The following is a 25,120-nucleotide window of genomic DNA, read 5'->3' as shown; positions in this document are numbered from 1 at the left end:
CTTCAAACATGATCGCGAAGTGATACCAGAATCCCATCAGCTTTTCGAGGCCGGGAAGGCCCGTGAAGATGTATGCAAAGCCGACAGCCAGCGACACCGCGCCACCCGGACGGCCGGCAACAGTTTCGCCCACTTCACGCGACAGGGTCTCGAGATGCACCGGCGACATGCCCAGCGCCGCGAATTTCTCGGGCGACAGATTGATCGCGAAGTAGTCGCCCGGCTCCAGGGAGCAGGCTGCGATGAGCGCCACGATGCCGACCAACCTCCATGAGCATCGCCCCGTACCCGATGAAGCGGGTATCGCTCCTTGTTGATCAGCTTCGGTGTCGTCCCGGATGGAGATCAGCGCATGGAATCCGGAGATGGCACCACAGGCGATGGTCACGAACAGGAACGGGAACAGCTTGCCGGGGATGATCGGCCCGCCGCCCCCGATGAACTGGGTGAATGCGGGCATCTTGAGTTCCGGGTTGACGATGATGACACCCAGGATGAGTGCCCCGATGGTCCCGATCTTCATATACGAACTGAGATAGTCCCGCGGGATCAGCAGCAGCCAGATCGGCAGGACGGAGGCGATGAACCCGTAGATAATGAGCGACAGCACGATGCCGTCGCGCGAGAGGGTAAACCACGGCGCGATCGCACTGCCCGGGACATAGCTCCCGCCCACCACGGCCGCCACCACCATCAGCACACCCATGATGCTGGCCTCGGTGATCTTTCCCGGACGGATCCGGTACATCCAGAGCCCGACCACCAGGGCGATGGGGATGGTCATGGCGATCGTGAACGTGCCCCAGGAACTCTCACTCAGCGCATTCACGACGGCGATACCAAGCCCTGCAAGAGCGATGACGAGGATGATCAGGATGGCGATGGAGCTGATGAGGCCGGCGAGCGGACTGATCTCCTTGCGGGCGATGGCAGCCAGCGATTTGCCATCCTGCCGCACGGACGAGACCAGAACGGTGAAATCGTGAACGGCACCGGCGATAACGACGCCCACGATGAGCCAGAGGAAGCCCGGGAGGAAGCCGAACTGCGCGGCGAGCACCGGGCCGATGAGCGGGCCCGCGCCGGAGATCGCAGCGAAATGGTGCCCGAACAGGACCCACTTATTCGTGGGCTGGTAGTTCTGTCCGTCATTGAATGTATGTGCCGGGGTCACTCGCGTATCATCGAGCGTGAGGACCTTTGCGGCAATGAACGCGCTATAGTAGCGGTACGCGATCGCCATGACACACAGCGCGATCAGGATCAATGGGAGTGCATGCATCAGGAATGTCTTTCCGGAAAGATTCGGGGGTTCGTCATCTCACCAGCGGAACAGCGTTTCTTATGCTAATATTGGACAAACGCGGCGAAAAGGCAAGCACTACCTGAAAGCATCGCGGATCAGCGTGAGCTCCGGCGCACACCACCTCAGCGGAATGCATCGGGGCCGGCAACGACGTCGAACCGGCATTAAAACGGTGGCCCCGTGCGACCACGGTCGTGCAGACCACGCACCGTAAGATACCCGAGCGCAACCTTCCGGATCTGCCGTTGTTTCAGCGCGGTCACGGCGAGTTCGGGAGCCCCGTACCTGTCGTTGGTGCGCGTCTTCACCTCGCAGAAGGCCAGCACCTCTCCCTCCTCGGCGATGATGTCGATCTCACCGTGATGGAACCGGTAGTTCATTTCCAGGATCCTGAACCCTTCACGGACAAGGAATGCGCGGGCGAGTTGCTCTCCATACCCCCGGACCATTCACGCTGTGCCGTCCCCTTCCCCGATCGTGACCTCTTCCTGCGACCGGGCACCGTCCAGGATCCCGGACAGGAATGTGCTCCGATGGATCGGGCACGGACCATGGGCAACGATCGCTGCGCGGTGTTGCGCCGTGCCGTACCCCTTGTGGCGTGCAAAGCCGTAGGCAGGATACAGCCGGTCGTAGTCGCACAGGAGCCTGTCGCGCGTGACCTTGGCAATGATGGACGCGGCGGCAATGGAGTGCGACAGGGCATCGCCGTCCACGATCGTGGTGAATGGAATGCCCGTGCCCGCGAATCTGTTCCCATCCACGAGGACGTGCCCGGGCATGACGCTCAGCGCCGCCAGCGCCTGGTGCATCGCGCGGTAGGTCGCCTGCAGGATATTGATGCGATCGATCACTTCGTGGCCCACGATACCGGTCCCCGCGGCGACCGCGGGAAGCGAGATCACGTCGTACAACGCCTCCCGCTTCGCCGCCGTGAGCTTCTTTGAATCATCCACGCCGGGGATGAGGACGCCTTCGGGCAGGATGACCGCAGCGGCAACGACCGGCCCCGCGAGCGGGCCGCGGCCCGCCTCATCAACGCCCGCCACAAGCTTCACACCTCGTGCATGCAGCTCGTTCTCATACTGCAGCGTCGGGCCTGTCCGCCTGCTCTTCTCAGAAGTCACCGATCACCCCCATGGATCTTCCCCTGGGCGAATGAATCACCTTTGCCGAGGGCGAAACTCACACCCATATTCCCGAGCGGCGTGTCGAACCGCAACCCGAGTCCGTAGCCATAGTGAAAGGCCTCGGTGGAAGGCAGCGCGGTGCGCGTGTCGCCCGGCCGGTAATAGTATCCCGTATCCATGAAGCCATACACGAACGATCTCCGCCCGAGCAGGAAACGGTACTCGGTGTTCGTCCACGCCACCCGGGAGCCAAGAAACTGATTCTCCCTGTATCCCCGGAGCGTCTGTGCGCCCCCAAACCTGTACATCTGACTTTCATCCACGCCACCACCCTGCGCCTGACGCCCATGCACACCCACGGCGATCACCTGGCGTGCGAACGGCGAGACATACACTTCGAGATCCAGGCCGAATCGTTGCACGTTGGCATCGATACCGGGTGTGAACGCCGTCGCGGCAATGCGTTTGCGCGCATAGTGATAATCCGCGCGGTAGCGTGCGCCACCCTCAGGGCTGTAGATATCGTCCCGTGTGTCGTACAACACCTCCGCGCCGCCGCCGAGCGAAGAACTCCGCGGAACCCGGGCCGTCACGGTGTCGGATGATGGAATGACGCTTTCGGTCGTGCCGGACAGGCTGAGCGAGAGTTCTTCAGGCGCCATCAGCTCGATGGTGAATGTCCCCGCCTGCCGCACATACGTGCTGTCCTGCCGCCGCTGCTGGAAATCCGCCCCTGCATTGACCGGGAAACCGAACAGCCAGGGCTCAACGTACCCCACCGACAGGTCCTGCGAGAACCGGTCCTCTTTCTGCCACCGGAGGTTCATCTTGCGACCGGTACCAAAGAGGTTCCTCATCCCGATCGTGACCATCCCTGTGAAGTATCCCGCATCGCCGGGGTTGAGGCCGGGCGCATACCCCGCGATCCCGTCAAAGGTGTTGGTCTTCCCTTCTTCGACGCGCAGGAGCAGACCTCCCCGTGTGCCGACCATGTAGAGTTCGGGTTCATCCACCCGCGAAAAGATGGACAGCCGGTTGAGTCGCGAGCGGATGGCCGCGACGCGTTCGGGTTGATACACCTCGCCCGCGCCGATGCGGGTCTCGCGCAGGATCACGCCGGTCTGCGTTTCCTTGTTCCCCTCCACCCTCACCTCGTCGATGACGACCCGCGGACCTTCCTCGATCTCCAGGACGACCAACGCCGAATCGACATCCGCGGCGGGTACCAGTGCAACATCGCCTACCGAGCACGCCGCAAGCGCGTAGCCGGCATGTTCGTAGCGGTCAAGCAGCGACACGATGTCGCCTTCGAGCGTGTTCGATGAGAGCACGGCACCAGGGCGGCTCTCCATGATCGCCCGGAGCACACCGGGATCGAACGCACGGACGCCCCGGAGGTCGATGGTGGCGATCACCGCCTGGTTCCCTTCTTCGACGCCCAGGGTGAGCATCACCACGGCGCTGTCAGAGCTGTACACCGCCTCCGTCAACGCGACCCCGGCAGAATAGAAACCGTCGGCACGGTACCGTTCACGGAAGATGGCGGTGATCGCTTCCAGCCGTTCGGGGACGAACGGTTGACGGAGATGCGGGGCAAGCCAGGATGTGACATCGGAGGCGGGGAACCGGTAACAGCCATTGACGTCGATGGATGTGATGAGGGGCGGCGCAGCCGCCCCCTGGACACCAGGAAGAAAACAGAGGATCAGAAGGATGAGTCGTGCTCTGTTCATAGCCGTGACATGTGCATCGTGACGCTGGCCGGCTTAATTCCGGACCCGCTGCCAGAGTTCCCAGATCGGGGTCTGCAGCCTGTAATCTCCGAACCCGGTCTCATCCATGAAGAGGATACTGTAGTTCAGCTCATAATACGACCAGACCTCATACGGCTTCGTATCGGTCTCGAACGGGTGGCGTTCGACGTTGTTCGGAGGCCCGAAGACGATGAAGACCATACCCATGTCCGTGCGCCAGCCATCCAGATAGTGGCTGAAATGCTTGTTGGCATATTCCACGCGTGCGTAGAACTCCTCCATCCGCTCGTTCCGCGGGGTATTGGGGTTCGGGTCGCGCTTCTTCCAGAAATCATTGAATCGTTTTTGCTTATCCTCCGCGCTCTTCGAGTCGCGGAGGGTGCTGAACTCGTCGTCCTTCGCGATGTAGCGGAGCTGGTCGATGGCGAGGTCGAGGTCCTTCACCGAACGCGGGACCCCCTGCCACCGGACGATCACATTCTTCACCGTGGTCGCCAGCATCGGATCGTCTTCCATCGCCTTCGGCGACCGTGCACTGACGGCCAGTTTGTAGTCGCCCAGAGGCAGCGTGGCATGATAAAAGGTGAGGATCAGGTCACCCCTGCCGGGCTTGAGGATGACCACCGTATCGCGTGCAAGGACCGCGTCTCCCTTGGAGTTCAGCACGACCATGAAGATATCGGTGGTGTCGAGATTCTTCGGATTGTACGTCTCGACGTACACGAAGAACGAATCGGGAATGGTGCCGATATTCGACGACACGTTCGGCGTGATCGACCTGCGATCCCCCTGCATCACCACCCGGTTCAACACCATGATGCCGCTGAGCGAGAGGTCCGGGCCGCCGAAATCCGGGACCTGCACTTCGCGCGCGATCTGGCGGTTCACCTTGCTTTCCTTGTCATACATCATCACGCGGACAAGGTAGCGCCCGGGGTTAACGGGAAACGACCGCTGGGTGATGCTGACCGACGACGGGGAGACCGATCTGTCGAAAGGAACACCCTTCACCTCTTCCGTCCACAGCTTCTCGCTGACAAGACTGCCGGCGGAATCGAGCACCGAAATGGTCATCTCGTACGAGGCATCATACAGCTCACCGTTCTTCAGGAACGAGAGGATGTCGAACCCCACCTGCACGAACACGTCCAGCCGCGCGCCACCACCGGTGCGGCTTGAAAAACCGATCACATCGATGAACAGCGACTGGTCGTTCGCCTCCCGTTCACGGCTTGTCCCTTCAACCTCCACCTGGGCACCGGCCGGGGCCGCTGCCGCGATCAGGACCGCGGCGAACGCCGCAAGGAGCAGGCGGGACCAGGATCTGCCGGATCTCGTCGTCATATGGACACCCTTCCTAATAGATCATACTCATACGCATCAACGATTCCGACGTCCGAAAAGGTCCCGGGCGCAAGGTCTGCCCCTTCGACGGGAATGATCACTTCGTTGTCGATCTCAGGAGCATCCGCTGCCGTCCGCCCGTACCAGGAATCACCTTCCTGGCGATCGATCAGGACGCGAAGCCGGGACCCGACCAGGGCATCGTTCATCTCCTCCGCGATCTCCCGTTGCACTTCCATCACCGCCGCACGGCGGCGTTCTTTCTCTTCGCGGCTCACGGGGTCCCCCAGCGGATGGGCCGTCGTCCCCTCTTCCAGGGAGTATGTGAACACGCCGAGCCGGTCGAACCGTGCCTCGCGGACGAACTCCAGCAATTCCGCGAATTCCTGCTCTCCCTCATCCGGATACCCGACGATGAGCGTGGTCCGGAGGGCAATGCCCGGAACCTTTTCGCGGATGGCCTTCACCAGCCCGCGCAGAGCACGGGAGGTCATCCCCCGCCGCATCGACTTCAGCACCTTATCCGATGCATGCTGGACGGGCATATCGAGGTAGCGGCAGATGTTCGGATGCTTCAGCATGACATCAAGCACATCGAGGGGAAAGTGCGCCGGATACGCGTACATCAGCCGGATCCACTCGATCCCTTCAATGCCGGCCAAAGCATCCAGCAGCGACGCCAGGCGGCGCTCTCCCCACAGGTCCATGCCGTAGAACGTGGTATCCTGCGCGATGACAATGAGTTCCCTGACGCCGTTGCGCGCAAGGGAGCGCGCTTCCTCCAGGATGTCGGCGGGCTGACGGCTCACATGCTTGCCACGCATGAGCGGGATCGCACAGAATGAGCAGGGGTGGTCACACCCCTCGGAGATCTTCAGATATGCGGTGTGCGAGGGCGTGGTGAGGAAGCGCTCGCCCAGGAGCTCGGTGCGGAGATGGCCGCCGAGTTCCTCCAGCACATCGCCAAGCTGATGGGTACCGAAGAACCGGTCCACCTCCGGGATCTCCTTCTCGAGATCCACCCGGTAGCGTTCGGTGAGACATCCCATCGCGATCACTTTCCGGAGCCGGCCCTGGCCCTTCCTCTTCACGCCGGCGATGATCATGTCGATCGACTCTTCCTTTGCCGCGTCGATGAATCCGCAGGTGTTGATCACGGCCACATCGGCATCGTCGATCGTCGATGCGATGGGGATACGGTTGATGCGGAGCTGCGCCAGCAGCTTCTCGGAATCGACCGTGTTCTTCGCGCACCCCATGGTGATCACATGCACCCTGGGCTTGCCACTCTTCCGTTCACCCGCACGTTGCGCCATCACAGTCCCGTCAGAATACGATGAAATCGAGATACAAAAAGAGGAGAGGAGATACGAACAAAATGCTGTCAAAGCGGTCCAGCACGCCGCCATGTCCGGGAATCAGCGACGAAGAGTCCTTCACGCCCGCATCCCGCTTCAGGAGTGACTCCACAAGATCGCCGAGCTGCCCGAAGATGCCGACGATCATGCCGCAGACCAGTGCCTGCGTCACGGTGAGATACGGAAGCACGAGCGCCTGCATGATGAGAAAGGCCGCGATCGCACCAAGAAATCCGGCGATCGCACCTTCCCAGGTCTTCTTGGGGCTGACGCGTTCAAAGAGCTTGTGTTTGCCGAATGCCCGTCCGGCGAAGTATGCGGCCGAGTCACAGACCCAGATAGCAGCAAAGATCGTCAGCACGGTCCACGCCCCCCACCGGTAGATCGTCGCGGCGGTCTCCTCCGAGACGAACGGGACCGGCATCCGGGAAATGGGCGTACACGGGGAAGTCCGCCGGGACGAACAGCTCACGCAGTCCGACGAGGCTGCCGAAGAACGCAGACACATAGAGTGCCCCCATGACCGTCACCGCGACATTCAGGAGCGCATTGGGCTTTCCGCGGAACAACTCCACGACGAGCATCACGGGCACCGCGGCAAGGAGCAGGATCAGGAATTCCTGGGCCATGACCGGGAACGGAACCTCCACGCCTGCCTCCACGAAGGCACCGATGATCACGGTGTGCAGCCGATCATACAGGAACACCGGCACCATCAGCACGCCGACGATGTAGCCGACCACATCCTGAGGGAACGCTCCCTTGGCGCGGGCGAGGACGTAGAATTCGCGCAGGGCCAGGACCGACACGGCCAGGACGAAGGCAAAGAAGAAATAGCCGCCGGCAAAGACCGCACCGACAACAAGGGGGATACCGACGAGCGCGACAAGCACGCGCGTCGTGAGATTGCTCATGGACATGGCATTCCGGTCAGGCTTGGAGAGGTCTGCGTGTGATGCGAATAAAGTACCACATTAGCGCCAGAAAAACCACGGCACAGACAAGAGTGTTCAACGCGATCGCCGTGGCCGCGGGAGCACCCTGCGGCGCGAAGAACAGGAAATCGTCGGCCACCCCCACCCACACCGCGAACACGGCGATCGCGTTGTTCAGGAAGTGCGCCGCCATGGCCAGCAGGATGTTGCCCGAGCGGTACACGATGAGGCCGAAGGCAATACCGATCACGACGATGGGCACAAGATTGAAAGGGTTCAGATGGTAGACGCCGAACACCACGCCCGCCACGACCGCGCTCTTCCACCCGCCGATGGACCGTTCGAGATCGCCCTGCACGAGTCCACGGAACAGGATCTCCTCCGAGACTGCGGGCACAACAGCAACCATCACGAGCACCAGCAGGAACTCGCCTGTGGAGTTCACGGTCAGCAGGATCCGCAACATCGCTTCCATCATCTGCTTGATCGGAATGAGGATCCGTTCGAGCGCTGCCGGCACGGGGATCGCCTCCTGCATCAGCATATAGCCCTGCAGCACTTGCTGCAGCGCGACGACGCCGACAAGGACGACAAGCAACTGCAGCGGGTCGATCCGCTTGAACCGGAGCGGCTCGAAGATCTTCCCGTAGCGCAGATGCGTCAGAATGAGCGAAGGCACCAGGAGAAAGACCAGCTGGCCGATCACCGTGGACCATCGGACCACACCGACCGTGTCCGTCGTGATATCACCCCCCACGAGGAGGAGCAGTATGCCGCCCGCGACGATCTGGTAGAGGATGAACACGCCGGCCAGGGTGAGGATGACGAATGCGACCGGACTCAGCCGACGGAAGAACGGCGCGCGTGGGGCCGGCACCGTTGCCGGGACGGGCTGTGGGGTCGTTTCGGGGACCTGCGTCGGGTCAGTCATTGCCAAGCTCCGTGATGACCATCGCTGCGAGAAGCGGGATCATGATCTCGTGATGGCCCGTGATGTAGAGCCCCTTGCCACCGTCCTGCGTCGGACGGCGCTGCACGTTCATGGTCGGACGATACTGGGAGTTCATATCGAACACCGCGGTCGTGAAGCCCCGTGCCTTCGCACCGAGATTGCGTGCCACGGTGAGGGCCTTGAGGAACACCTCGGGCATGATCACCGCACTCCCGACGTTCAACACCACGCCGCCGCCCGTGAGTTTGCCGCATACCGCGGCCAGCGTCGTGAAATCACGCATCGACATCTCGCCGGTGGCCGCACCGTTCATGGTCGGCTGCTGGTGGATGATGTCGGTCCCGATCGCCGCATGCACGGTCACAGGCACCCCCAACCGGGATGCGGATGCGAGGATGCTGACGCGGGCGTTCTTCGCCTTGTCCTTGAGCAACTGCTGTCCGAGCGCCTCCCCGTACCCTTCATCGCCGTTGAGCACGGACGAGGAGAGGGTCCCGTTGATGAAATCCCCCGTTTCCCTCGCCATGCCGAACCGGCCGTCCATCATGTTCTCCGCCACATCCTCCGATGTCTGCCCGAACAGCGCGGTCTCCACATCATGGATGGCCGAGGCACTGTTCATTGCGACGGCAGTGATGACATTCTTCTCCATCAGGTCGATGATCACCGGGGCAAGTCCGACCTTGACCACATGGGCGCCCATCATCAGGACGACCGGCTTCGCCTTCTTTCGTGCCTGGACGATGTCATGGACGAGGCCCCGCAGGTCCTTCGCCACAAGAATGTCCGGCAGCCCCTTCATGAACAGACGGAAGGAATCCTGCTTCCCGTCAAAGGGAACGGCAAACAACTTCGGGGAGACCTTGCTCTCCCGCGAGCCGATGGAGATCGTGGTGACCTTCGACAGGTCAGCGCGTGGATGTCGTGGCATACCGCCTCCTGGAGAAAAGACTACTTGATCCGCGATGGGAGCGGACCGTTGATCCCGAAATACTCACGCAGTTCCACATCGATGGAACCGATGACCACCTTGGTATTCACCCGTACCGGGAGCTTCCGTTCATCATCGGTCAGCCAGATCACGATGCGGCCTTCGCTCTTGAACAGGCCACCCTCCTTGACCAGGGGTTCGACGACGAGGGTCCGGAAGGTACCGGCCTCGACCTCCAGTTCCTGCCTGCCGAGGAATCTCACGATGAGCTCGTGACTCTTGTCCTTGTAGAAATTGTGCAACCCGATGGTATCGCCCACCGCGAACTTCGAGTAGTCCACGATGCGCGCGTAATAGAATGCGGAGAGGATGTCGTGCACGTACGGGGGGATCGGATACTCGCCCTCCGATGTCCGCGCGACATGGCGCATCTGGTCGAAGTCGGCGGTGAAATCGCGGCTGTACGACCCCTCACGGATATGCTGCTCGAAACGGAGCGGCGCGATGGCCTCGACGTCGATGAAGGTCAGGTAGCGGTCTTCGACCTTATAGATCCATGAGAAGCTCGGCAGGGAGTTCACGCCGAACTCGATGCGGTACGCTTTCCTTCCGAACATGGAGTCGGTGCGGGCAATGGTCATGAAGGCCTCGCCCGCCGTGACCATACCGTAGTTCACGTCGAACACGAGCTTCTCGCCGACCCCGAAGGCATTCTGTTTGATGGTCCGGTATCTCGGGATGCGCGCCAGCTCCACGGCCCTCCGGGCGAGGGAATCGGCCCGGCGCGTGGAATCGGCGACGGCCCATGCCCGGGCAACAGCACGGAGCGAATCGGCCTGGCGCACTTTGCGGAGACTATCTGCCTTCGCCAGCGCGGCGCGCTGCGCGGCCGTCGTTTTCTTCTTCGGCACCGCCTTCTTCTGGATCTGGGCGTCCAACACGAACACCGCCACCATCACCAGGAGGACCACGAGGCCGAACCGTGCCGCCCATCGGCGGAATGCCGCCGTCTTTCCACTGTTACGCATGCGTTCCCTCCCGGGTGCCGTCCTGGCTGGTTCTTGTAAGGAATGAACTTGCTGCGTCATAGACCTGATCGATCGTTATGGAGTCGATGCAGACACACCGCTCACCGTTCCGGCACGACCGGCAATCCGCCGGTTCATCCGGGACAAGGACACGCTTCTTGTCCGTGTATGGCCCCCAGCGAGCCGGACTCATCGGCGTGAGCTGGGGATAGATCCCGACGACCGGCGTCCCGAGAGCCGCCGCGAGATGCAGCGGCCCGGTAGAGTTGGCAACGACCACCGCGGCGCGCGCGTACAGCGCCGCAAGCTCCGGAAGCGACAGCATACCGGCGAGCGAAAGCGCACGCGGGCCGGTACCATGCACCACCATGTTCACGGCCGCGGATTCCCCCGCGCCACCCGTCACAAGGATACGCAGACCGCCATCCTTCGCCAGGCGCGCACCAAGCGCTCCGAATCGGTCCAGCGGCCAATCGCGTGCCGATCCGCCGCTGCCCGGATGGATCACTGCAAACATCTCGTTCTCCCCCAGCCCCTTCGAGGCGAGGAGTGCGGCGACATGCGTCACCGCTTCCGGCTGGAGCCGGAGCCCGAAGTCCGGCTTCACACCCTCCACCCGGATCGCCGGATCGAGTGCACCCAGCAGCCGGAGATTATATTCAAGCTCGTGGTGCTTCGCGTCCTTCCGGTGTTCGAACACCCGGTGCGTCATCAGAACGGAATAGTACCTGTAGCCCGTTCCGATCCGTTGCGGGATGCCCGCGCGCATCATGATCCAGGCCAGACGGGGCGTGGGGTGAACCAGGAATACGGTATCGAACCGCTGCGCACGGATCTCCGCGATGAGGGCGGACGATGGGCGGGGTTTCCCGGCATCGTCATTCCATAAGAACACATTCACCGCGGGGTGGTTCCGGACGATCTCGCCGGTGTATCTGCTCAGGAGCATCCCCAGCCAGGCATCGGGATACCGTGCGCGCAACAGGGCAAGCATCGGAAGCGTGAGAATGACGTCGCCAAGGCGGTCGGTACGGACCACGAGGATTCTGCGGGGGTGACTCAACAGGAACGGGCTCCGGCGTGCGTCATACTACAATATACCCTCGGGCGGGCTCAATTTCAATTGAGGAAGGATCCGCAAAGCGGGGCGGGTGCCGGCGCTCTTCCCGGGGCGGCCTGGCGCCTGACGCTTCGGTCAGCGGCGCTGGAAGTCCTTCTTCTGGCGCTGGAGTTCCATGATACCCTGCTGGAACGCGGTGATATCCTCTCCCCGGAGCTGGGCATCCTTCATCAGCCGGTATGTTTCGGCGATGCGCTCGTCCAGGGCCTGCAACTGCAGCCTCAGGATGCAATCGTCGGCCATCGCACGGGGATCGGGCGCGGCGGATCCGAGCCCATCGCTTGCCAGCCCTTGCTGATCTCATGCCGGGCGATCGTGAGTTCGGTGACGATCCGTTTGAGGACCGGGTGCTCCAGATGATCCACGATCGTTCCCGCATCCCAGAACGCACCGCCGTCTTCATGCTGCACGACCACATCGATGATCGCACGGGCGGTCGGCGACGTGATCATCGCCATGTCCATGTGTTCGAACACATGCCGGACCATCACGCTGCCGTGTTCCAGCATGAGCTTGAGGAGGTCCCGTTCGATCGGAGGGATGCCTGCCGGGGTGACCGGTGGGCGGGCCACAGGTGCGGTAGAGGGGACACCTGTTTGTCCGGAAGAGTGCGCGGGGCGTTCGGGGCGCGTACTGCCGGGCTGCCGTTTCCCCAGCACGGTGTCCAGTTCGCGGAAGAGCACGCTCTCGTAGATATCGTATTCCTGCGCGAGGCGCTTGATGAAGAACGTGCGTTTGAGCTCATCCCGCATCTTCGCGACGGTTTCCACGAGGATGCGCATCGCGCGCGCTTTTCCTTCGGGCGTGGTGAGGAGCCCTTCGGCCTTCATCTGTCGCGCACGGAAATCCAGGAAGGACACGGCGCCATCGAGCAGCGTCTGGAACGCCTTGCCACCATTCTTCCGGATGAAAGAATCCGGGTCTTCGCCGGCAGGCAGTTCCGTCACCCGCACATCGATATCCTGCTCCAACACGAGGTCCCCGCCGCGCAGCGTGGCCTTCGAGCCCGCGGAGTCGGCATCATACACGAGCGTGACGGTTCTGGTATACCGGCCGAGGAGCTGGATCTGCTCCACGGTGAGCGCCGTGCCGCTGGAGGCAACGACGTTCTGGAAGCCGGCCTGGTGCAGGGTGATGAGATCCATGTAGCCTTCCACCAGCAGGCCCATCTCCTTGTCGCGGATGGCGTCCTTCGCCTGTGAAAGTCCGTACAGGACACGGCTCTTGTTGTAGACCGGGGTTTCGGGAGAATTGATGTACTTGGCGAGCGGGTCATCCTCGCGCACCTTGCGTGCACCGAACGCGATCGTTCTGCCGCTCGGCGAGAAGATCGGGAACATCGCGCGACCGCGGAACCGGTCGTAGTGCCCGGAGCCATCCTCACGGCGCACGACCAGTCCGGCCTTTTCGAGGATCGCCGGGTCGAATCCTTCACGGCGCGCGTACGAAAGGAGATCTTCCCAGGAGTTCAGAGCATAACCCAACCCGAAGGCACCAATGGTGGCGTCGCTCAGGCCACGATGACGAAAATACTCGAGCGCGAGCTTCCCCTCGGTGCCGGTCATGAGGTGATCGTGATACCGGAGCCCGGCCAGGCGCAGGATGGCGAGGACACGCTCCTGTTCGGAATTGTCGCCCCGATCGTCTCCGCCCTGTTCGGGGATCCGGATGCCGGCCTTTTCGGCGAGGGCACGCACGGCCTCGACGAACGTGAGCTTTTCGTGTTCCATCACGAACGAGAAGACATTCCCCCCCACCCCGCAGCCGAAGCAATGGAACATCTGCTTCTCCGCGCTGACGGTGAACGACGGGGTCTTTTCCTGATGGAAGGGGCAGAGGCCGAGAAAATTCCTGCCGCGCTTCCTCAGGCGGACGACCGCGCCGATGACGTCCACGATATCGGACGCAGTACGGACATCATCGACGATGGAATCGGGGATACGCATCCAGTAATGTACACATTGCCCGGAAGGGAGAGCAACAAGGAGGAAACGGTTGGAGGGGAGTGATGGATCGGCCCATGACGATGAAAAAAACGCCAGGGATATGAGCCCTGGCGTCCATGCGTGCGTATTCCTGCTTCCCTGACCTTCTACACCTTTGCCTCGTCCGGTGCGTAGGTCGGCGCGGTACGTTTCTTCTTCCGCGTGAAGCGCCGCTCCACCGTCGGGGTCGGGATCTTCGGATCCTCTTCCACGTCGGGGTAGGTGTAGATGTCGTACTTGTAGTTGCGGAGGATGATCTGGTTGCCGTTCCGTCCGAGCACATACTGCGGAAGGAGCGGGATCTTGCCGCCGCCGCCCGGGGCATCGATGACGAACTGCGGGATCGCCAGGCCGGAGGTATGGCCGCGCAGCTTGTCCATGATGTTCAGCCCCACGCTCACCGGTGTGCGGAAATGGTTCGCACCCTTGGTGATGTCGGCCTGGTACAGGTAGTACGGGCGGACGCGCATCGCCAGCAGCTTGCGCATGAGTTCCAGCATCACATCCGGGTCGTCGTTCACGCCCTTCATCAGCACCGCCTGGTTGCCCAGCGGGATGCCGGCGTCCGCGATCATTTCGCAGGCACGTTTGGCCTCGAGCGTGCATTCCCACGGATGGTTGAAATGCGTGTTGATGTAGATCGGATGGTACTTCCGGAGCATCTTCACCAGCTTCGGTGTGACGCGCTGCGGAAGCACGCACGGCATCTTGGTGCCCAGACGGATGATCTCGACATGCGGGATCGCCCGCAGGCCGGAGATGATGCGCTCGAGCATGAAGTCGGTGAGCATCAGCGGATCACCGCCCGACATGATGACGTCCCGGATCTCCGGGTGGGCGGCGATATAATCGATGCCCCCCTGGATGTACTTCATATTGATCTTGCTGGAGTCGCCGACCTTGCGCTTCCGCGTGCAGAAGCGGCAGTACATCGAGCACTGGCTCGTGGTCAGGAACAGCACCCGGTCCGGATACCGGTGAACGATACTGGGAACCGGGCTGTGGGAATCCTCCGCCAGCGGGTCCTCCGGCAATCCGTCCTCCTCAAGCTCCTTGGCGTCCGGAATGCACTGGAGCCAGATGGGATCACCGGGGTACCGGATGAGGCTGAGGTAGTATGGATTGATACGGATATGAAAAAGGCTATTCAGACGGTTGGCGAGTTCCGTGTTGAACCCGAACCTCTCGACGAGGTCCTTGGAACTGTCCACACTCTGCCGCAACATTTCCTGCCAATGTTCCATGCGTGCCTGTCACACTCCCTGTTGTGAGACAAGATATCTGCCGTAGACCACGAGGTCATCGCCCGGACGATAGTAGTCCGCGATACGAGAGAGCTCAGCATAGCCCCGGCGTTGGTAAAACATCCGTGTTGCATCATAGCGTGGTGTCGATGACGTCTCTGCAACGATGAGACGCCCGTTCCTCTCTCTGACGGAACGTTCAACATGAAGATCAAGTTCCCGTCCGATGCCCCGACCGTGCAGTGCAGGGTCGACGGCGATCCAGTACAGATCGAAGGTCCCTTCAGTGCCGGGCGTCGGACCGATGCACGTGTAGCCGAGCGGCCCAGCGCCTTCATCGTACACGGCGATCTCGTAGTCTTTCTGGTCCGGACGGTCGAGGACGATGTCGATCAGTTCCGCGGCGATGGCGGTCTCCTCGTCACTGAACACGCCCGTCGCCCTGATGAGGCGAAGGATCGGTTCTCTGTCCGACCGCAGCAGCGGACGGATCGTGCCGGTGATCACTGCTGTTCCCATCGCTCCATCGCGGAATTGACAATGGCGCCGACCGTTTCGGGATACGAGAGGCCAGCGGTGCGCGCGGAACGGGCAAAGCCCGCCGTCGCGGAGATATCGGGATTCGGATTCACTTCCAGGACGTACGGTACACCCTCGGACGTCAGGCGGAAATCCACCCGCGCATAGTCACGGCAGCCGATGAGGTGGAACGCGGCCAGCGCGGACTTCTTGATCTCGGCTTCCTGGCGTGCGGTGAGCCTGGCCGGGCAGACGCCGCGGGTGCCAACGTACGCGGCGGTGCCGTGCATCCACTTCGCCTCGTAGCTGACGATCTTGTGCATATCGGTCGGCAGGCCGGAGAAATCGATCTCGGAGACGGGCAGCACCTGCGGAGCAAGTGCACCGAGGATGGCGACGTTGAGTTCGCGGCCTTCGATGTACTGTTCGACGAGCGCGGCCTGCTGGAACTCGGCATGGACAGCGCGCACCTGTCTCCGGAGTTCCGCTGCGCTGTTCACGATCGAGCGGTCGGAGATGCCGACGCTGCCATCCTCATGCGACGGCTTCACGATGAGCGGGAATGTCATCCCCTCTTTCAGCACGATGCGGTCCTCCTCGCGGAAGACCTGATAGTCGGGCGTGCGGATGCCGTGATACGTCAGGATCTCCTTCACACGGGGCTTGTTGAGCGCTGTGCCGAGGGCAAGCGGTCCGGCACCGGTGTACGGGATCTTGAGCAGCTCGTACAGAGCGGCAACGTTCATCTCCATCAGCGATTCGTTCTCGACGCACTCCACCAGGTTGAAGATCACGTCGGGGCGGTCTGCGCGAAGGTAATCGATCAACCGGAACATCTCGCTGTTGACGTTGACGATGGAGGTCCGGTACCCGAGCGAATCGAGCGCCTTTTTGATGTCTTCCATTTCGTCGAGGACACCGACTTCGGAGAGATCGAGAGCGGGGGCGTTTTTCGAGGATCTCCGGTTCTTCTCCGCGGCCGCCTTCTTTAATAGAGCGTCGGGATCGCGGCGGAGGCTACCGTCCTCTGCGATGAGGTTCTTGATATCCACATCGCTGACGACCGGTTCGTTAAAAAGTATTGAAATTCGTAATTTTTTGCCCATATGGGTTCCGTTATTGTCCGGGCACCACGGCCGAAGCAGGCACGCCGCAGCGCGCCATCGCGATCTCCAGGACGGTAGTGATCAACTGCGCATACGACATCCCCGCCGCTCGTGCCGCCTTGGGAAAGCATGAATTGTCTTCGGGCCTGGGCAGAATGCCCGGCAACGGATTGATCTCAAGGATGTGCGGCTTGCCTGTCGCATCCAGCCGGACATCCAGACGTGACCAGTCGCGGCATCCCAGCACACGATAGGCACGCATACACAGGTCGCGGATATCGTCCGCCAGCGTGTCCGTCAGCCGTGCCGGACAGGAAAAGATCTCCAGCGGCTTATCGGACCGGTCCCATATCCACTTCGCTTCATAGGAATAGATCGGGTTCATCCCCGGAGGAAGTGCATCGAAGGAGATCTCCACGATCGGAAGCACCCGGAGGTCGTCCCCGTTCCCCAGCATGGCCACGGTGAACTCACGTCCGGGAAGGAACTCCTCCACCAGCGCCGGCTCGTGATAGGTCTCCAGGATATGCCGGACCTCTTTCTCGAGCTCTTCGGGGCTCCGCACGACGCACGAGTTGTAGATGCCTTTGCTCGACCCTTCATGGAGAGGTTTCACCATCAGCGGGAAGCGGACGCGGGCATCTTCGAGGTCTTCCATGCTCCGGATCAGGACGAATGAAGCCGTCCGGACGTCGTGGTAGGCCAGGACCTCCTTCGCACGGGCCTTGTCCAGGCAGAGAGCGAGGGTCAGCGGGTCGGAACCGAGGTACGGGATCTGGAGGAACTCCAGCATCGCCGGCATCTGCGCTTCGCGCGACACGCCGTGCAGCCCTTCCGCGATGTTGAACACGAACGCCGGGCGGAGGGTGCGCAGCTTCTCGTACGCTTCCTCGTTCGCTTCGATCAGCTCGACCGGATACTTCCCGGCGATGGCATCGCGGACCGCAAGGATCGTGTCCATCGTATCCCACTCGGCGTACATGTCCTGTGTGCGCGCTTCGTGAGAAAGGGAGACAGCGGTGCGATCACTGAGAAGAGACTCTGATGCCTGATCGGGAGTGGTCGATGGGGAGGAAGCTGCTTCCGTCTTGACGTTGTAGACGAGTGCTATCGTTCTTGATGACGACGGAAGCTGTTGAGGAGAAGGTACCAGAAACTTTCCGGGATGTCCAACTTCATGACTTGTTGGTAAATATAAGCAATTATGCGTGGGTGTCAAGAAAAAAGTGCAAAAATCAACCGGTTTGCATCAGAGCGAGTTCCTCCCGGAAGCGGGCACGAAGATGCTCGGCGAGGTGTCGATGATCGTCGTCGCGGAGGTGCGGGTCGCTCTCGATGAGTGCGAACGCATCCTTCCGCGCTTCGACGAGGATCGCGTTGTCGGCGACGGGATCGGCGACGCGGAACGCAGGCATGCCGCTCTGCCGCGTGCCGAAGAAGTCGCCGGGCCCGCGCAATGCGAGATCCGCTTCAGCGATCGCGAAGCCATCCGTCGTCTGCACCATCGCTGCGAGCCGGCGCTCCGCCGCGCGGTACTCCTGCTTCGCTTCGTCGTCGCCTCCGCTGCGGCGCAGGCGTTGCGCGCGCTGCGCGATCCAACGCTCCGTCATCAGGATGCAATACGACTGATCGCTGCCCCGTCCAACACGTCCGCGCAGCTGGTGCAGCTGCGACAGGCCGAAGCGTTCCGCGTTCTCGATCACCATCACCGATGCATTCGGCACGTCGATCCCCACCTCGATCACCGTCGTCGCAACGAGGATATCGAGTTCCCGCTGCTTGAAGCGCTGCATCACCGCATCCTTCTCCTCCGTCGCCATGCGCCCGTGCAGCAGGCCGAGCCGCAGATCGGGGAAGACCTCCGACTGGAGGTGTTCCAGATGCACCGTGGCGGCTTTCAGTTCGAGTTTCGGCGACTCTTCGATGAGCGGGTAGACGAAATACGCCTGGCGCCCGAGTGCGATCTGCTCGCGCACGAACGCATACATCCCTTCCTTCTCATTGTCATACTTCACCACGGTACGGATCGGTTTGCGTCCCGAAGGCAGCGCGTCGATCACCGAGACATCCAGATCGCCGTACAGCGTGAGCGACAGCGTGCGCGGGATCGGCGTGGCGGTCATGATGAGCACGTCGGGGTTCACCCCCTTCGCGCGGATGCGCGCGCGCTGGAGCACGCCGAAGCGGTGCTGCTCGTCGATCACCACAAAGCCCAGTTTCGCGAACGTCACCCCCTCTTCGAACACGGCATGCGTCGCGATGATGATATCCGCCCGCCCCTCGCGGATATCTTCGAGGACGTCCTTGCGCAGGCGCGAACGTTGCGCGCCGACCAGCAGCCGGTAGTTCACCGGGAGCGCGCCCAGGAGCGTCCGCATCGTCCGGAAGTGCTGATCCGCGAGGATCTCGGTGGGCGCCACGAACACCGCCTGGTAGCCGTTGTCCACGGCGACCAGCATGGCGATGAGCGCCACCACGGTCTTCCCGCTGCCCACATCGCCCTGCAGCAGTCGGTGCATCGCACGCGGCGCCTTCATGTCGTCCAGGATCTCCTTCACCACTTTGATCTGGGACGCCGTAAGGGTGAACGGCAGGGCGTCCACGAACGTCCGCGCGCGTGCACTCTGCACGTTGAAGGAGGTGCCGCCGGATTCATTGCGCGCGAGGGAGCGCTGCAACGCAAGCTTGATCTGGAAATCGAAGAGTTCTTCATACTTCAGCCGGCGCAGTGCGGTGGCAATGTCCGCACTGTCCTTGGGGAAATGTACGGCCTGCAGTGCGGACCCGAGCCCGACGAGGCGATGACGCGCCCGCAGTTCCGCGGGCAGCGGATCGGGCATCGCGCCCCCGTACTCACGCAGCACGGCGCCGATCATCCGCCGGAATCCGCTGCTGTCCAGCCCAACGCGTGCGAGCTCCTGCGTGCTTGCATACAGCGGCACGAGTCCGCCGGCACCGAGCGTACGCCCCCAATCCTCCGCGCCGCTCTCCCCTTCCACGGCCGGCGCAAGCCGGTCCACGTCCGGGTGCACGAACTGCAGTACGGCCCCGAACAGGGTTGGCTGTCCGGACACCGCGATGCGTTCACCAACGACGAAGCGTGACCGCCAGTACTGCACGCCGCCGAACCAGACGCACTGGAGCGACCCGGTCGCATCGGCAAGAATGAGGATGAAGCGTGCTTTGCGGCCCGCGCCGATCACGCGGAACGAGCGGACCTCCCCCACCACCGTTGCCTCGCGGCGGATATCGGCGTCGTCCTCGCGGCCGGACTGCGCGATGCCGCGGACCTGCTGGATCGTGGACACCGTGGTGCGGTCGATATACCGGCGCGGCACCGTGAAGAGGAGGTCGCGCACCGTGACGATCCCTTCGGCAGCGAGTGCTTCGGCCTTCTTCGGCCCGACCCCCTTCAGGAACTGGACGGGCTGATGCAGCAGCGATATGGACGATGGCCGGATCATGTGGTGGTGTCAGCCAAGATACAACGACGTGCGCCCACACGCAAGCAGCGGCAGTTTGACGTTGTGTCTTTTCCCCAAAGGTCGTATCTTGAACGACCAGACCATTACCACGAGGACGTGTGCTCGAACATCTGCCAACGCTGGAAGAGATCGTCGCCTGGGGCGGTTACATCGGACTCTTTGTGATCATCTTTTCTGAGACGGGATTGTTCGTTGGGTTTTTCCTTCCCGGCGATTCGCTCCTGTTCACGGCGGGCTTGTTCGCCGCGCGGGGACAGCTGGACATCGTGGTGTTGATCTGTCTGCTCCTGACAGCCGCCATCCTCGGCAATTCCACCGGCTATCTCATCGGACGGAAAGCAGGTCAGGCCCTCTACAACCGCCCTCAATCGCGATTCTTCCGTCGCGACCATCTCCTGAAGACGAAAGAGTTCTATGAGAAGTACGGGGCCTTCACGATCGTGATGGCCCAGTTCATGCCTTTCGCACGGACGTTCGCGCCCGTGGTGGCCGGCGTCGGTGAGATGCAGTACCGCCGGTTCATCACGTTCAACATCCTGGGCGCGATCCTCTGGGTGAACAGCATGACCCTGCTCGGGTATTTTCTCGGTACGCTCGTTCCGGGTATCAGGAACTACCTGGAATACGTCATCGCGGCCATTATCTTCGTGTCGGTGCTCCCGGTGGGGATCAAGTACCTGCAGCATCGCCGCGAAAGCCGGAAAGCCGCTTCATCGTCGGTGACCCGCGACCCCGACCCGGCTCCGTAGATCCTGCATCGTTGTGAATCCGTTGTGGAACCGAGGTGCTGCCTGGACCGGCAGCGGCTCTCCTCCCTGCTTGCCGCAGGAGCGTCCGCATCGGTCCGTGTTCCCCTGTCTCCCCGCTCGCTCAGGGAGCGGGCAAGCGGAGCCGTCGCTCGTATCAGACACCACCCACACCAACCAGAAGCGAAAGGAGTGACCCTCCACAATGGAACTCACCCTGATCCTCGGCATCAGCATTCTCGGTTTGTTCTTCGCTCTGTACCTGATCAGGAATGTCCTCGCCCGCGACACGGGCACGGACAAGATGCGGGAGATCTCAGACGCCATCAAGGCTGGCGCTGAGGCGTTCCTGGCGCGGCAGTACCGCACCATCATCTATCTCTCCTTCGCCCTGGCCTGTCTTATCTTCATCCTCTATGCGTTCGTCCGCGCCCAGAGCCCGAACGACCCCGCAGACGCGTTCCAACTGGCAATGTGGACCACCATCTCCTTCGTCTTTGGCGCCGCCTGCTCCGTGGCCTCCGGCTACATGGGCATGTGGGTCGCGATCCGCTCCAATATCCGCACGGCGGCGGGGGCCATGAAGGATATGAACAGCGCACTCCAGGCTGCGCTTCGCGGTGGCGCGGTGTCGGGCTTCTTCGTCGTGGCACTCAGTCTGCTGGGCGTGGCCGGACTCTTCGCCATCGTGCAGGCATCCGGCGTCACCGACGACATCCGCAAGATCCCCCTCCTCATTGTGGGCTACGGGTTCGGTGCCAGCTTCGTGGCGCTGTTCGCCCAGCTCGGCGGCGGGATCTACACCAAGGCGGCTGACGTCGGCGCGGACCTCGTCGGCAAGGTCGAGGCGGGCATCCCCGAGGACGATCCCCGCAACCCGGCGGTCATCGCGGACCTCGTGGGCGACAACGTCGGCGATTGCGCCGGTCGCGGCGCCGACCTGTTCGAATCCACTGCCGCCGAGAATATCGGCGCCATGATCCTCGCCGCGGCGCTGTTCAGGGCCAACGAGCAGACATTCCTCAGCAACGGCGTGATGCTCCTCGGCGTGCTCCTCTTCCCGCTCGTTGCCCGTGCCTTCGGCATCATCGCCTCCATGGTCGGCATCCTGATCGTCAAGACCACGGATACCGAAGATCCGATGAAAGCCCTCAACCGCGGGTACTACGTGACCACCCTGTTCGCGATGATCGGGTTCTACCTCGCATCCCGCTGGCTTCTGGGTGAGGCCTATTACTTCAACTTCTTCCTGTGCGGACTCATCGGGGTCCTCACCGCGCTGGCATTCGTGCTGATGACGATCTACTACACGGACTACAAATACCGTCCGGTGCTGGCGATCGCCGAGGCCTCGAACACCGGCCCCGCAACGAACATCATCAGCGGCATCGCGGTCGGTATGGAATCCACCGCCGCCCCCGTGTTCGTCATCGCCGCGGCCATCGTCGGCTCCTATTTCCTTGGTGAGAGCTCGGGCCTCAAAGAAGCCGGACTCTTCGGCACGGCCGTTGCCACGATGGGTATGCTCTCCACCGCGGCGTATATCCTCGCCATGGACACCTTCGGCCCGATCACGGACAACGCCGGCGGCATCGTGGAGATGAGTCAACAGAAACAGGAGGTCCGCGAACGCACGGACCGGCTGGATTCTGTCGGCAATACCACCAAGGCCCTCACCAAGGGCTACGCGGTCGGTTCCGCTGCCCTTGCCGCGTTCCTGTTGTTCAGTGCCTACATCGATGAAGTGAAAGCATACAACCCCTCGTTCCAAGGCGTCATCGACCTGAACAAGCCCGAGGTGTTCGTGGGCGCGTTGCTTGGCGCGGTGCTGGTGTTCCTGTTCTCCTCCCTTGCCATCAAGGCGGTCGGGAAGGCGGCACAGGCGATCATCACGAACGTGCGCGAACAGTTCGCCAACAACCCGGGGATCATGCTGGGCACGTCCAAGCCTGATTATGGTTCCTGCGTGGACATCGCCACGAAGTCGGCCCTCCGGGAGATGGTGGCGCCGGGGCTTCTCGTGGTGCTGCTGCCGGTCGCGGTCGGACTGGTCTTCCGCTGGTTCTTCTGGCTGCACAACACCCCCGGCATGCCGCCGGTCGGCGCCACGGGCGCGGAGGTCGTGGGCGGGCTCCTGATGGTCGGCACGATCACCGGTATCCTCATGGCGCTCTTCCTGAACAACGCGGGCGGCGCCTGGGATAATGCGAAGAAGTACATCGAGACGGGAGCCTTCGGCGGGAAGCGGTCGGAACCGCACAAGGCCGCCGTGGTCGGCGATACGGTGGGCGATCCGTTCAAGGACACCGCGGGGCCGTCGCTGCACGTGCTCGTGAAGCTGCTGAGCACGATCACGCCCCCCCCCCGCCCGCGGCCCCCCCCCCCCCCCCCCCCCCCCGGGGCCCCGGGGCGGCGGCCCCCCCCTCTCCCCCCCCCCCGACGGCCCCACAACCCTGGCGGGCCGCCCGGACTCCCCCCCCGGGGGCGCCCCCCCCCCCCGGGGCCGCGCGCGGGGGGCCGGGGGGGGGGGGGGGGGGGCCGGCGGGGGGGGGGGGGGGGGGGGGGAAGAGGGGGCCTTTCCGCGGGAACGGCCCGCGCCGCCCCCGGGGCCCCCCCGGCGCCCCCCGCGCGGGGGGGGGGGGGCGGCGCCCCCCGGGGCTTGGGGGGGGGGGGTGGGGGGGGGGGGGATTTGGGGGGGGGGGGGGGGGGGGGGGGGGGTTTTTTTTGTTTTTTTGTTGTGGTGGGGGTAAAAGGGGGGGGGGGGGGAGGGGGGGAAAGTGTTTTGTGTGTAATTTTTGGGGGGGGGGAATGGGGAAAAGGTGTTTTGGGGTTTTGTTTTGGGGGGGGGGGGGGATTATTAGGGGTTTTAATTGGGGGGGGGGGGGTTGGGGGGGTGAGAGGGGGGGGGGGGTGGTGGAAAGGAAGGGGGGGGGGGGGGGGGGGGGGGGGGGGGGGGGGGGGGGGGGGGGGGGGGGGGGGGGGGGGGGGGGGGGGGGGGGTTTTGGGGTTTTTGGGGGTGCTGGCGCCGCTGTTCATCTGGCGCAGAAGGTACGAAGGAATGAACAAGAATGCAGAACGCCCCCGACTCCGGGGGCGTTTTCTTCGTTTTCTTGTCTTTTCAATTCAGATATCAGATATCAGATATCTGAATTCAGAATTGGCTGTCTACCAGTGCTCGCCCTTCGGGTCCCGCGTCATCAGATCCCTGCACGCCGCCAGCGGCTCCTTGTCCTCGAAGAGGATGCGGTGCACCTGTTCGATGATCGGCACTTCCACCCCCACCTTGCGTGCCAGGCCGTAGGCCGACTGTGTCGTGGCGACGCCTTCCGCCACCATCGACATCTCCGCGAGGATCTCCTGCAGTTTGCGGCCCTTCCCGATCTCCACGCCAACATGCCGGTTCCGGCTGTGACGGCTCATGCACGTCACCATCAGATCGCCGATCCCTGAAAGCCCGCCAAAGGTCTGGATCCTGCCTCCCAGGCTCACGCCGATACGTGCGATCTCCGCGATACCACGCGTCATGACCGCCGCCTTGGTATTGTCCCCCAGGTTCGCGCCATCGATGATGCCGGCGGCGATCGCGATCACGTTCTTCAGTGCCCCGCCGATCTCCACCCCGCGGACATCCGTGCTCGCATAGACGCGGAAATACGGGACGATGAAGGCATCCTGGACAAGGCGTGCGGTGTCGGGACTCGATGACGCGGCGACGACGGTCGTGGGGACCTTCCGGCTGACCTCCTCGGCATGGCTCGGGCCGGAGAGCGTCGCGAACCGGGCAGGATCGAGCTCAGGGAGGGTATCATGGAACATCTCGGACATCGTCATGAGTGTCCCGTTCTCGATCCCCTTCGCCACATTCACCATGATCGTATCCGGCTTGATGGTGCCGCGGATCTGCCGGACGACGCTCCGGAGATACTGCGACGGGACGGCAGCGACGATGAGCGTCGCACCATCAACAGCCTCAGCGAGGGAGTGGGTGATACCGACCGACGGGGGCAAGGAGATGCCGGGGAGAAAATCGTGGTTCTCCCGTGTTGCGCGCATGGCCACGGCGTCCTTCTCGAGGAAGGACCAGAGCGTGACGCTGTGCCCCTTTTCGGCAAGGAGGATGGCGAGAGTGGTTCCCCAGCTCCCGGCACCCAGGACTGCGATCTGCATAATGGTCAGT

20 protein-coding genes and 3 pseudogenes are annotated in these 25,120 nt (G+C 62.7%); 2 read left to right on the top strand and 21 right to left on the bottom strand.

The window, feature by feature from the left end; genetic code table 11:
* The 18 genes from IPI01_06220 to recG all read right to left on the bottom strand — a co-directional run.
* Window positions 1–1,282: carbon starvation protein A (locus tag IPI01_06220; protein ID MBK7257391.1), on the bottom strand; the 1,282-nt coding region annotated here is incomplete at its 3' end.
* A gap of 188 nt (window positions 1,283–1,470) precedes the next feature.
* Window positions 1,471–1,755 (bottom strand): YraN family protein, encoded by a 285-nt coding sequence (locus IPI01_06215; protein MBK7257390.1) that lies wholly within the window; start codon window positions 1,753–1,755, stop codon window positions 1,471–1,473.
* On the bottom strand, window positions 1,756–2,433 hold the full coding sequence (locus IPI01_06210; protein ID MBK7257389.1) for a ribonuclease HII: 678 nt from the start codon (window positions 2,431–2,433) through the stop codon (window positions 1,756–1,758).
* Window positions 2,430–4,169, bottom strand: a complete 1,740-nt coding sequence (locus tag IPI01_06205) for a BamA/TamA family outer membrane protein (protein MBK7257388.1) — start codon at window positions 4,167–4,169, stop codon at window positions 2,430–2,432. Before IPI01_06205 ends, IPI01_06210 begins: the two co-directional genes overlap by 4 nt.
* 33 nt (window positions 4,170–4,202) lie before the next feature.
* Window positions 4,203–5,534 (bottom strand): GWxTD domain-containing protein, encoded by a 1,332-nt coding sequence (locus IPI01_06200; GenBank protein ID MBK7257387.1) that lies wholly within the window; start codon window positions 5,532–5,534, stop codon window positions 4,203–4,205.
* Window positions 5,531–6,850, bottom strand: coding sequence for a 30S ribosomal protein S12 methylthiotransferase RimO (gene rimO, locus IPI01_06195; protein MBK7257386.1), 1,320 nt, complete (start codon window positions 6,848–6,850; stop codon window positions 5,531–5,533). Before rimO ends, IPI01_06200 begins: the two co-directional genes overlap by 4 nt.
* Window positions 6,851–6,860: 10 nt before the next feature.
* The gene (locus IPI01_06190) at window positions 6,861–7,400 is read right to left on the bottom strand and encodes a phosphatidate cytidylyltransferase (GenBank protein ID MBK7257385.1); all 540 of its coding nucleotides are present in this window, start codon (window positions 7,398–7,400) and stop codon (window positions 6,861–6,863) included.
* Window positions 7,401–7,822: 422 nt separating this feature from the next.
* On the bottom strand, window positions 7,823–8,758 hold the full coding sequence (locus IPI01_06185) for a CPBP family intramembrane metalloprotease (GenBank protein ID MBK7257384.1): 936 nt from the start codon (window positions 8,756–8,758) through the stop codon (window positions 7,823–7,825).
* Window positions 8,751–9,710 (bottom strand): hypothetical protein, encoded by a 960-nt coding sequence (locus IPI01_06180; protein MBK7257383.1) that lies wholly within the window; start codon window positions 9,708–9,710, stop codon window positions 8,751–8,753. The genes IPI01_06185 and IPI01_06180 overlap by 8 nt, the downstream gene beginning before the upstream one ends.
* Before the next feature lie 20 nt (window positions 9,711–9,730).
* On the bottom strand, window positions 9,731–10,666 hold the full coding sequence (locus IPI01_06175) for a DUF3108 domain-containing protein (protein ID MBK7257382.1): 936 nt from the start codon (window positions 10,664–10,666) through the stop codon (window positions 9,731–9,733).
* A gap of 64 nt (window positions 10,667–10,730) precedes the next feature.
* Complete coding sequence (locus IPI01_06170; GenBank protein ID MBK7257381.1) at window positions 10,731–11,777, bottom strand: glycosyltransferase family 9 protein; 1,047 nt, start codon at window positions 11,775–11,777, stop codon at window positions 10,731–10,733.
* A gap of 156 nt (window positions 11,778–11,933) precedes the next feature.
* Window positions 11,934–12,101 carry a hypothetical protein gene (locus tag IPI01_06165; GenBank protein ID MBK7257380.1) on the bottom strand — a complete coding sequence of 56 codons (168 nt, stop codon included), beginning with the start codon at window positions 12,099–12,101 and terminating at the stop codon, window positions 11,934–11,936.
* On the bottom strand, window positions 12,080–13,804 hold the full coding sequence (locus IPI01_06160) for a DNA primase (protein ID MBK7257379.1): 1,725 nt from the start codon (window positions 13,802–13,804) through the stop codon (window positions 12,080–12,082). Before IPI01_06160 ends, IPI01_06165 begins: the two co-directional genes overlap by 22 nt.
* A gap of 146 nt (window positions 13,805–13,950) precedes the next feature.
* Window positions 13,951–15,087, bottom strand: a complete 1,137-nt coding sequence (locus tag IPI01_06155; protein MBK7257378.1) for a KamA family radical SAM protein — start codon at window positions 15,085–15,087, stop codon at window positions 13,951–13,953.
* A 9-nt stretch (window positions 15,088–15,096) separates the two neighbouring features.
* A complete protein-coding gene (locus IPI01_06150; protein MBK7257377.1) occupies window positions 15,097–15,606 on the bottom strand; it encodes a GNAT family N-acetyltransferase in 510 nt (169 codons plus the stop codon).
* Window positions 15,591–16,712, bottom strand: coding sequence for an ATP-grasp domain-containing protein (locus tag IPI01_06145; GenBank protein ID MBK7257376.1), 1,122 nt, complete (start codon window positions 16,710–16,712; stop codon window positions 15,591–15,593). The genes IPI01_06150 and IPI01_06145 overlap by 16 nt, the downstream gene beginning before the upstream one ends.
* A 10-nt stretch (window positions 16,713–16,722) precedes the next feature.
* Complete coding sequence (locus IPI01_06140; GenBank protein MBK7257375.1) at window positions 16,723–17,694, bottom strand: D-alanine--D-alanine ligase; 972 nt, start codon at window positions 17,692–17,694, stop codon at window positions 16,723–16,725.
* Window positions 17,695–17,947: 253 nt separating this feature from the next.
* Window positions 17,948–20,176 carry an ATP-dependent DNA helicase RecG gene (recG, locus tag IPI01_06135; protein MBK7257374.1) on the bottom strand — a complete coding sequence of 743 codons (2,229 nt, stop codon included), beginning with the start codon at window positions 20,174–20,176 and terminating at the stop codon, window positions 17,948–17,950.
* A 119-nt stretch (window positions 20,177–20,295) separates the two neighbouring features.
* Here recG and IPI01_06130 point away from each other — a divergent pair, with 119 nt between their 5' ends.
* Both IPI01_06130 and IPI01_06125 read left to right on the top strand, forming a co-directional pair.
* On the top strand, window positions 20,296–20,946 hold the full coding sequence (locus tag IPI01_06130) for a VTT domain-containing protein (protein ID MBK7257373.1): 651 nt from the start codon (window positions 20,296–20,298) through the stop codon (window positions 20,944–20,946).
* A 202-nt stretch (window positions 20,947–21,148) separates the two neighbouring features.
* Window positions 21,149–23,299, top strand: a pseudogene (locus IPI01_06125) (sodium-translocating pyrophosphatase).
* Between the two features lie 129 nt (window positions 23,300–23,428).
* On the opposite strand, the pseudogene IPI01_06120 reads toward IPI01_06125, so the two are convergent.
* From IPI01_06120 to IPI01_06110, 3 genes and pseudogenes are all read right to left on the bottom strand, one after another.
* Window positions 23,429–23,515, bottom strand: a pseudogene (locus tag IPI01_06120) (polymer-forming cytoskeletal protein).
* 59 nt (window positions 23,516–23,574) lie between these two features.
* Window positions 23,575–23,661: pseudogene (locus IPI01_06115) on the bottom strand (LysM domain-containing protein).
* Between the two features lie 447 nt (window positions 23,662–24,108).
* Window positions 24,109–25,110, bottom strand: a complete 1,002-nt coding sequence (locus tag IPI01_06110) for an NAD(P)-dependent glycerol-3-phosphate dehydrogenase (GenBank protein ID MBK7257372.1) — start codon at window positions 25,108–25,110, stop codon at window positions 24,109–24,111.
* Between the last annotated feature and the right edge of the window lie 10 nt (window positions 25,111–25,120).

The sequence above is a fragment of the Ignavibacteriota bacterium genome, assembly GCA_016707525.1.
Taxonomy (GTDB): domain Bacteria; phylum Bacteroidota; class Ignavibacteria; order UBA10030; family UBA6906; genus JAGDMK01.
This window is presented reverse-complemented; position numbering and strand designations above follow the sequence as displayed.

What these genes read in the sequence shown, in the direction of transcription:
- IPI01_06150 (MBK7257377.1), bottom strand. Translation starts at nt 15,606, where the DNA reads ATGGGAACAGCAGTGATCACCGGCACGATCCGTCCGCTGCTGCGGTCG.
- IPI01_06155 (MBK7257378.1), bottom strand. Translation starts at nt 15,087, where the DNA reads ATGGAACATTGGCAGGAAATGTTGCGGCAGAGTGTGGACAGTTCCAAG.
- IPI01_06110 (MBK7257372.1), bottom strand. Translation starts at nt 25,110, where the DNA reads ATGCAGATCGCAGTCCTGGGTGCCGGGAGCTGGGGAACCACTCTCGCC.
- IPI01_06180 (MBK7257383.1), bottom strand. Translation starts at nt 9,710, where the DNA reads ATGCCACGACATCCACGCGCTGACCTGTCGAAGGTCACCACGATCTCC.
- IPI01_06190 (MBK7257385.1), bottom strand. Translation starts at nt 7,400, where the DNA reads ATGTGTCTGCGTTCTTCGGCAGCCTCGTCGGACTGCGTGAGCTGTTCG.
- IPI01_06205 (MBK7257388.1), bottom strand. Translation starts at nt 4,169, where the DNA reads ATGAACAGAGCACGACTCATCCTTCTGATCCTCTGTTTTCTTCCTGGT.
- IPI01_06215 (MBK7257390.1), bottom strand. Translation starts at nt 1,755, where the DNA reads ATGGTCCGGGGGTATGGAGAGCAACTCGCCCGCGCATTCCTTGTCCGT.
- recG (MBK7257374.1), bottom strand. Translation starts at nt 20,176, where the DNA reads ATGATCCGGCCATCGTCCATATCGCTGCTGCATCAGCCCGTCCAGTTC.
- IPI01_06140 (MBK7257375.1), bottom strand. Translation starts at nt 17,694, where the DNA reads ATGTACGCCGAGTGGGATACGATGGACACGATCCTTGCGGTCCGCGAT.
- IPI01_06165 (MBK7257380.1), bottom strand. Translation starts at nt 12,101, where the DNA reads ATGGCCGACGATTGCATCCTGAGGCTGCAGTTGCAGGCCCTGGACGAG.
- rimO (MBK7257386.1), bottom strand. Translation starts at nt 6,850, where the DNA reads ATGGCGCAACGTGCGGGTGAACGGAAGAGTGGCAAGCCCAGGGTGCAT.
- IPI01_06145 (MBK7257376.1), bottom strand. Translation starts at nt 16,712, where the DNA reads ATGGGCAAAAAATTACGAATTTCAATACTTTTTAACGAACCGGTCGTC.
- IPI01_06175 (MBK7257382.1), bottom strand. Translation starts at nt 10,666, where the DNA reads ATGGTGGCGGTGTTCGTGTTGGACGCCCAGATCCAGAAGAAGGCGGTG.
- IPI01_06185 (MBK7257384.1), bottom strand. Translation starts at nt 8,758, where the DNA reads ATGACTGACCCGACGCAGGTCCCCGAAACGACCCCACAGCCCGTCCCG.
- IPI01_06160 (MBK7257379.1), bottom strand. Translation starts at nt 13,804, where the DNA reads ATGCGTATCCCCGATTCCATCGTCGATGATGTCCGTACTGCGTCCGAT.
- IPI01_06200 (MBK7257387.1), bottom strand. Translation starts at nt 5,534, where the DNA reads ATGACGACGAGATCCGGCAGATCCTGGTCCCGCCTGCTCCTTGCGGCG.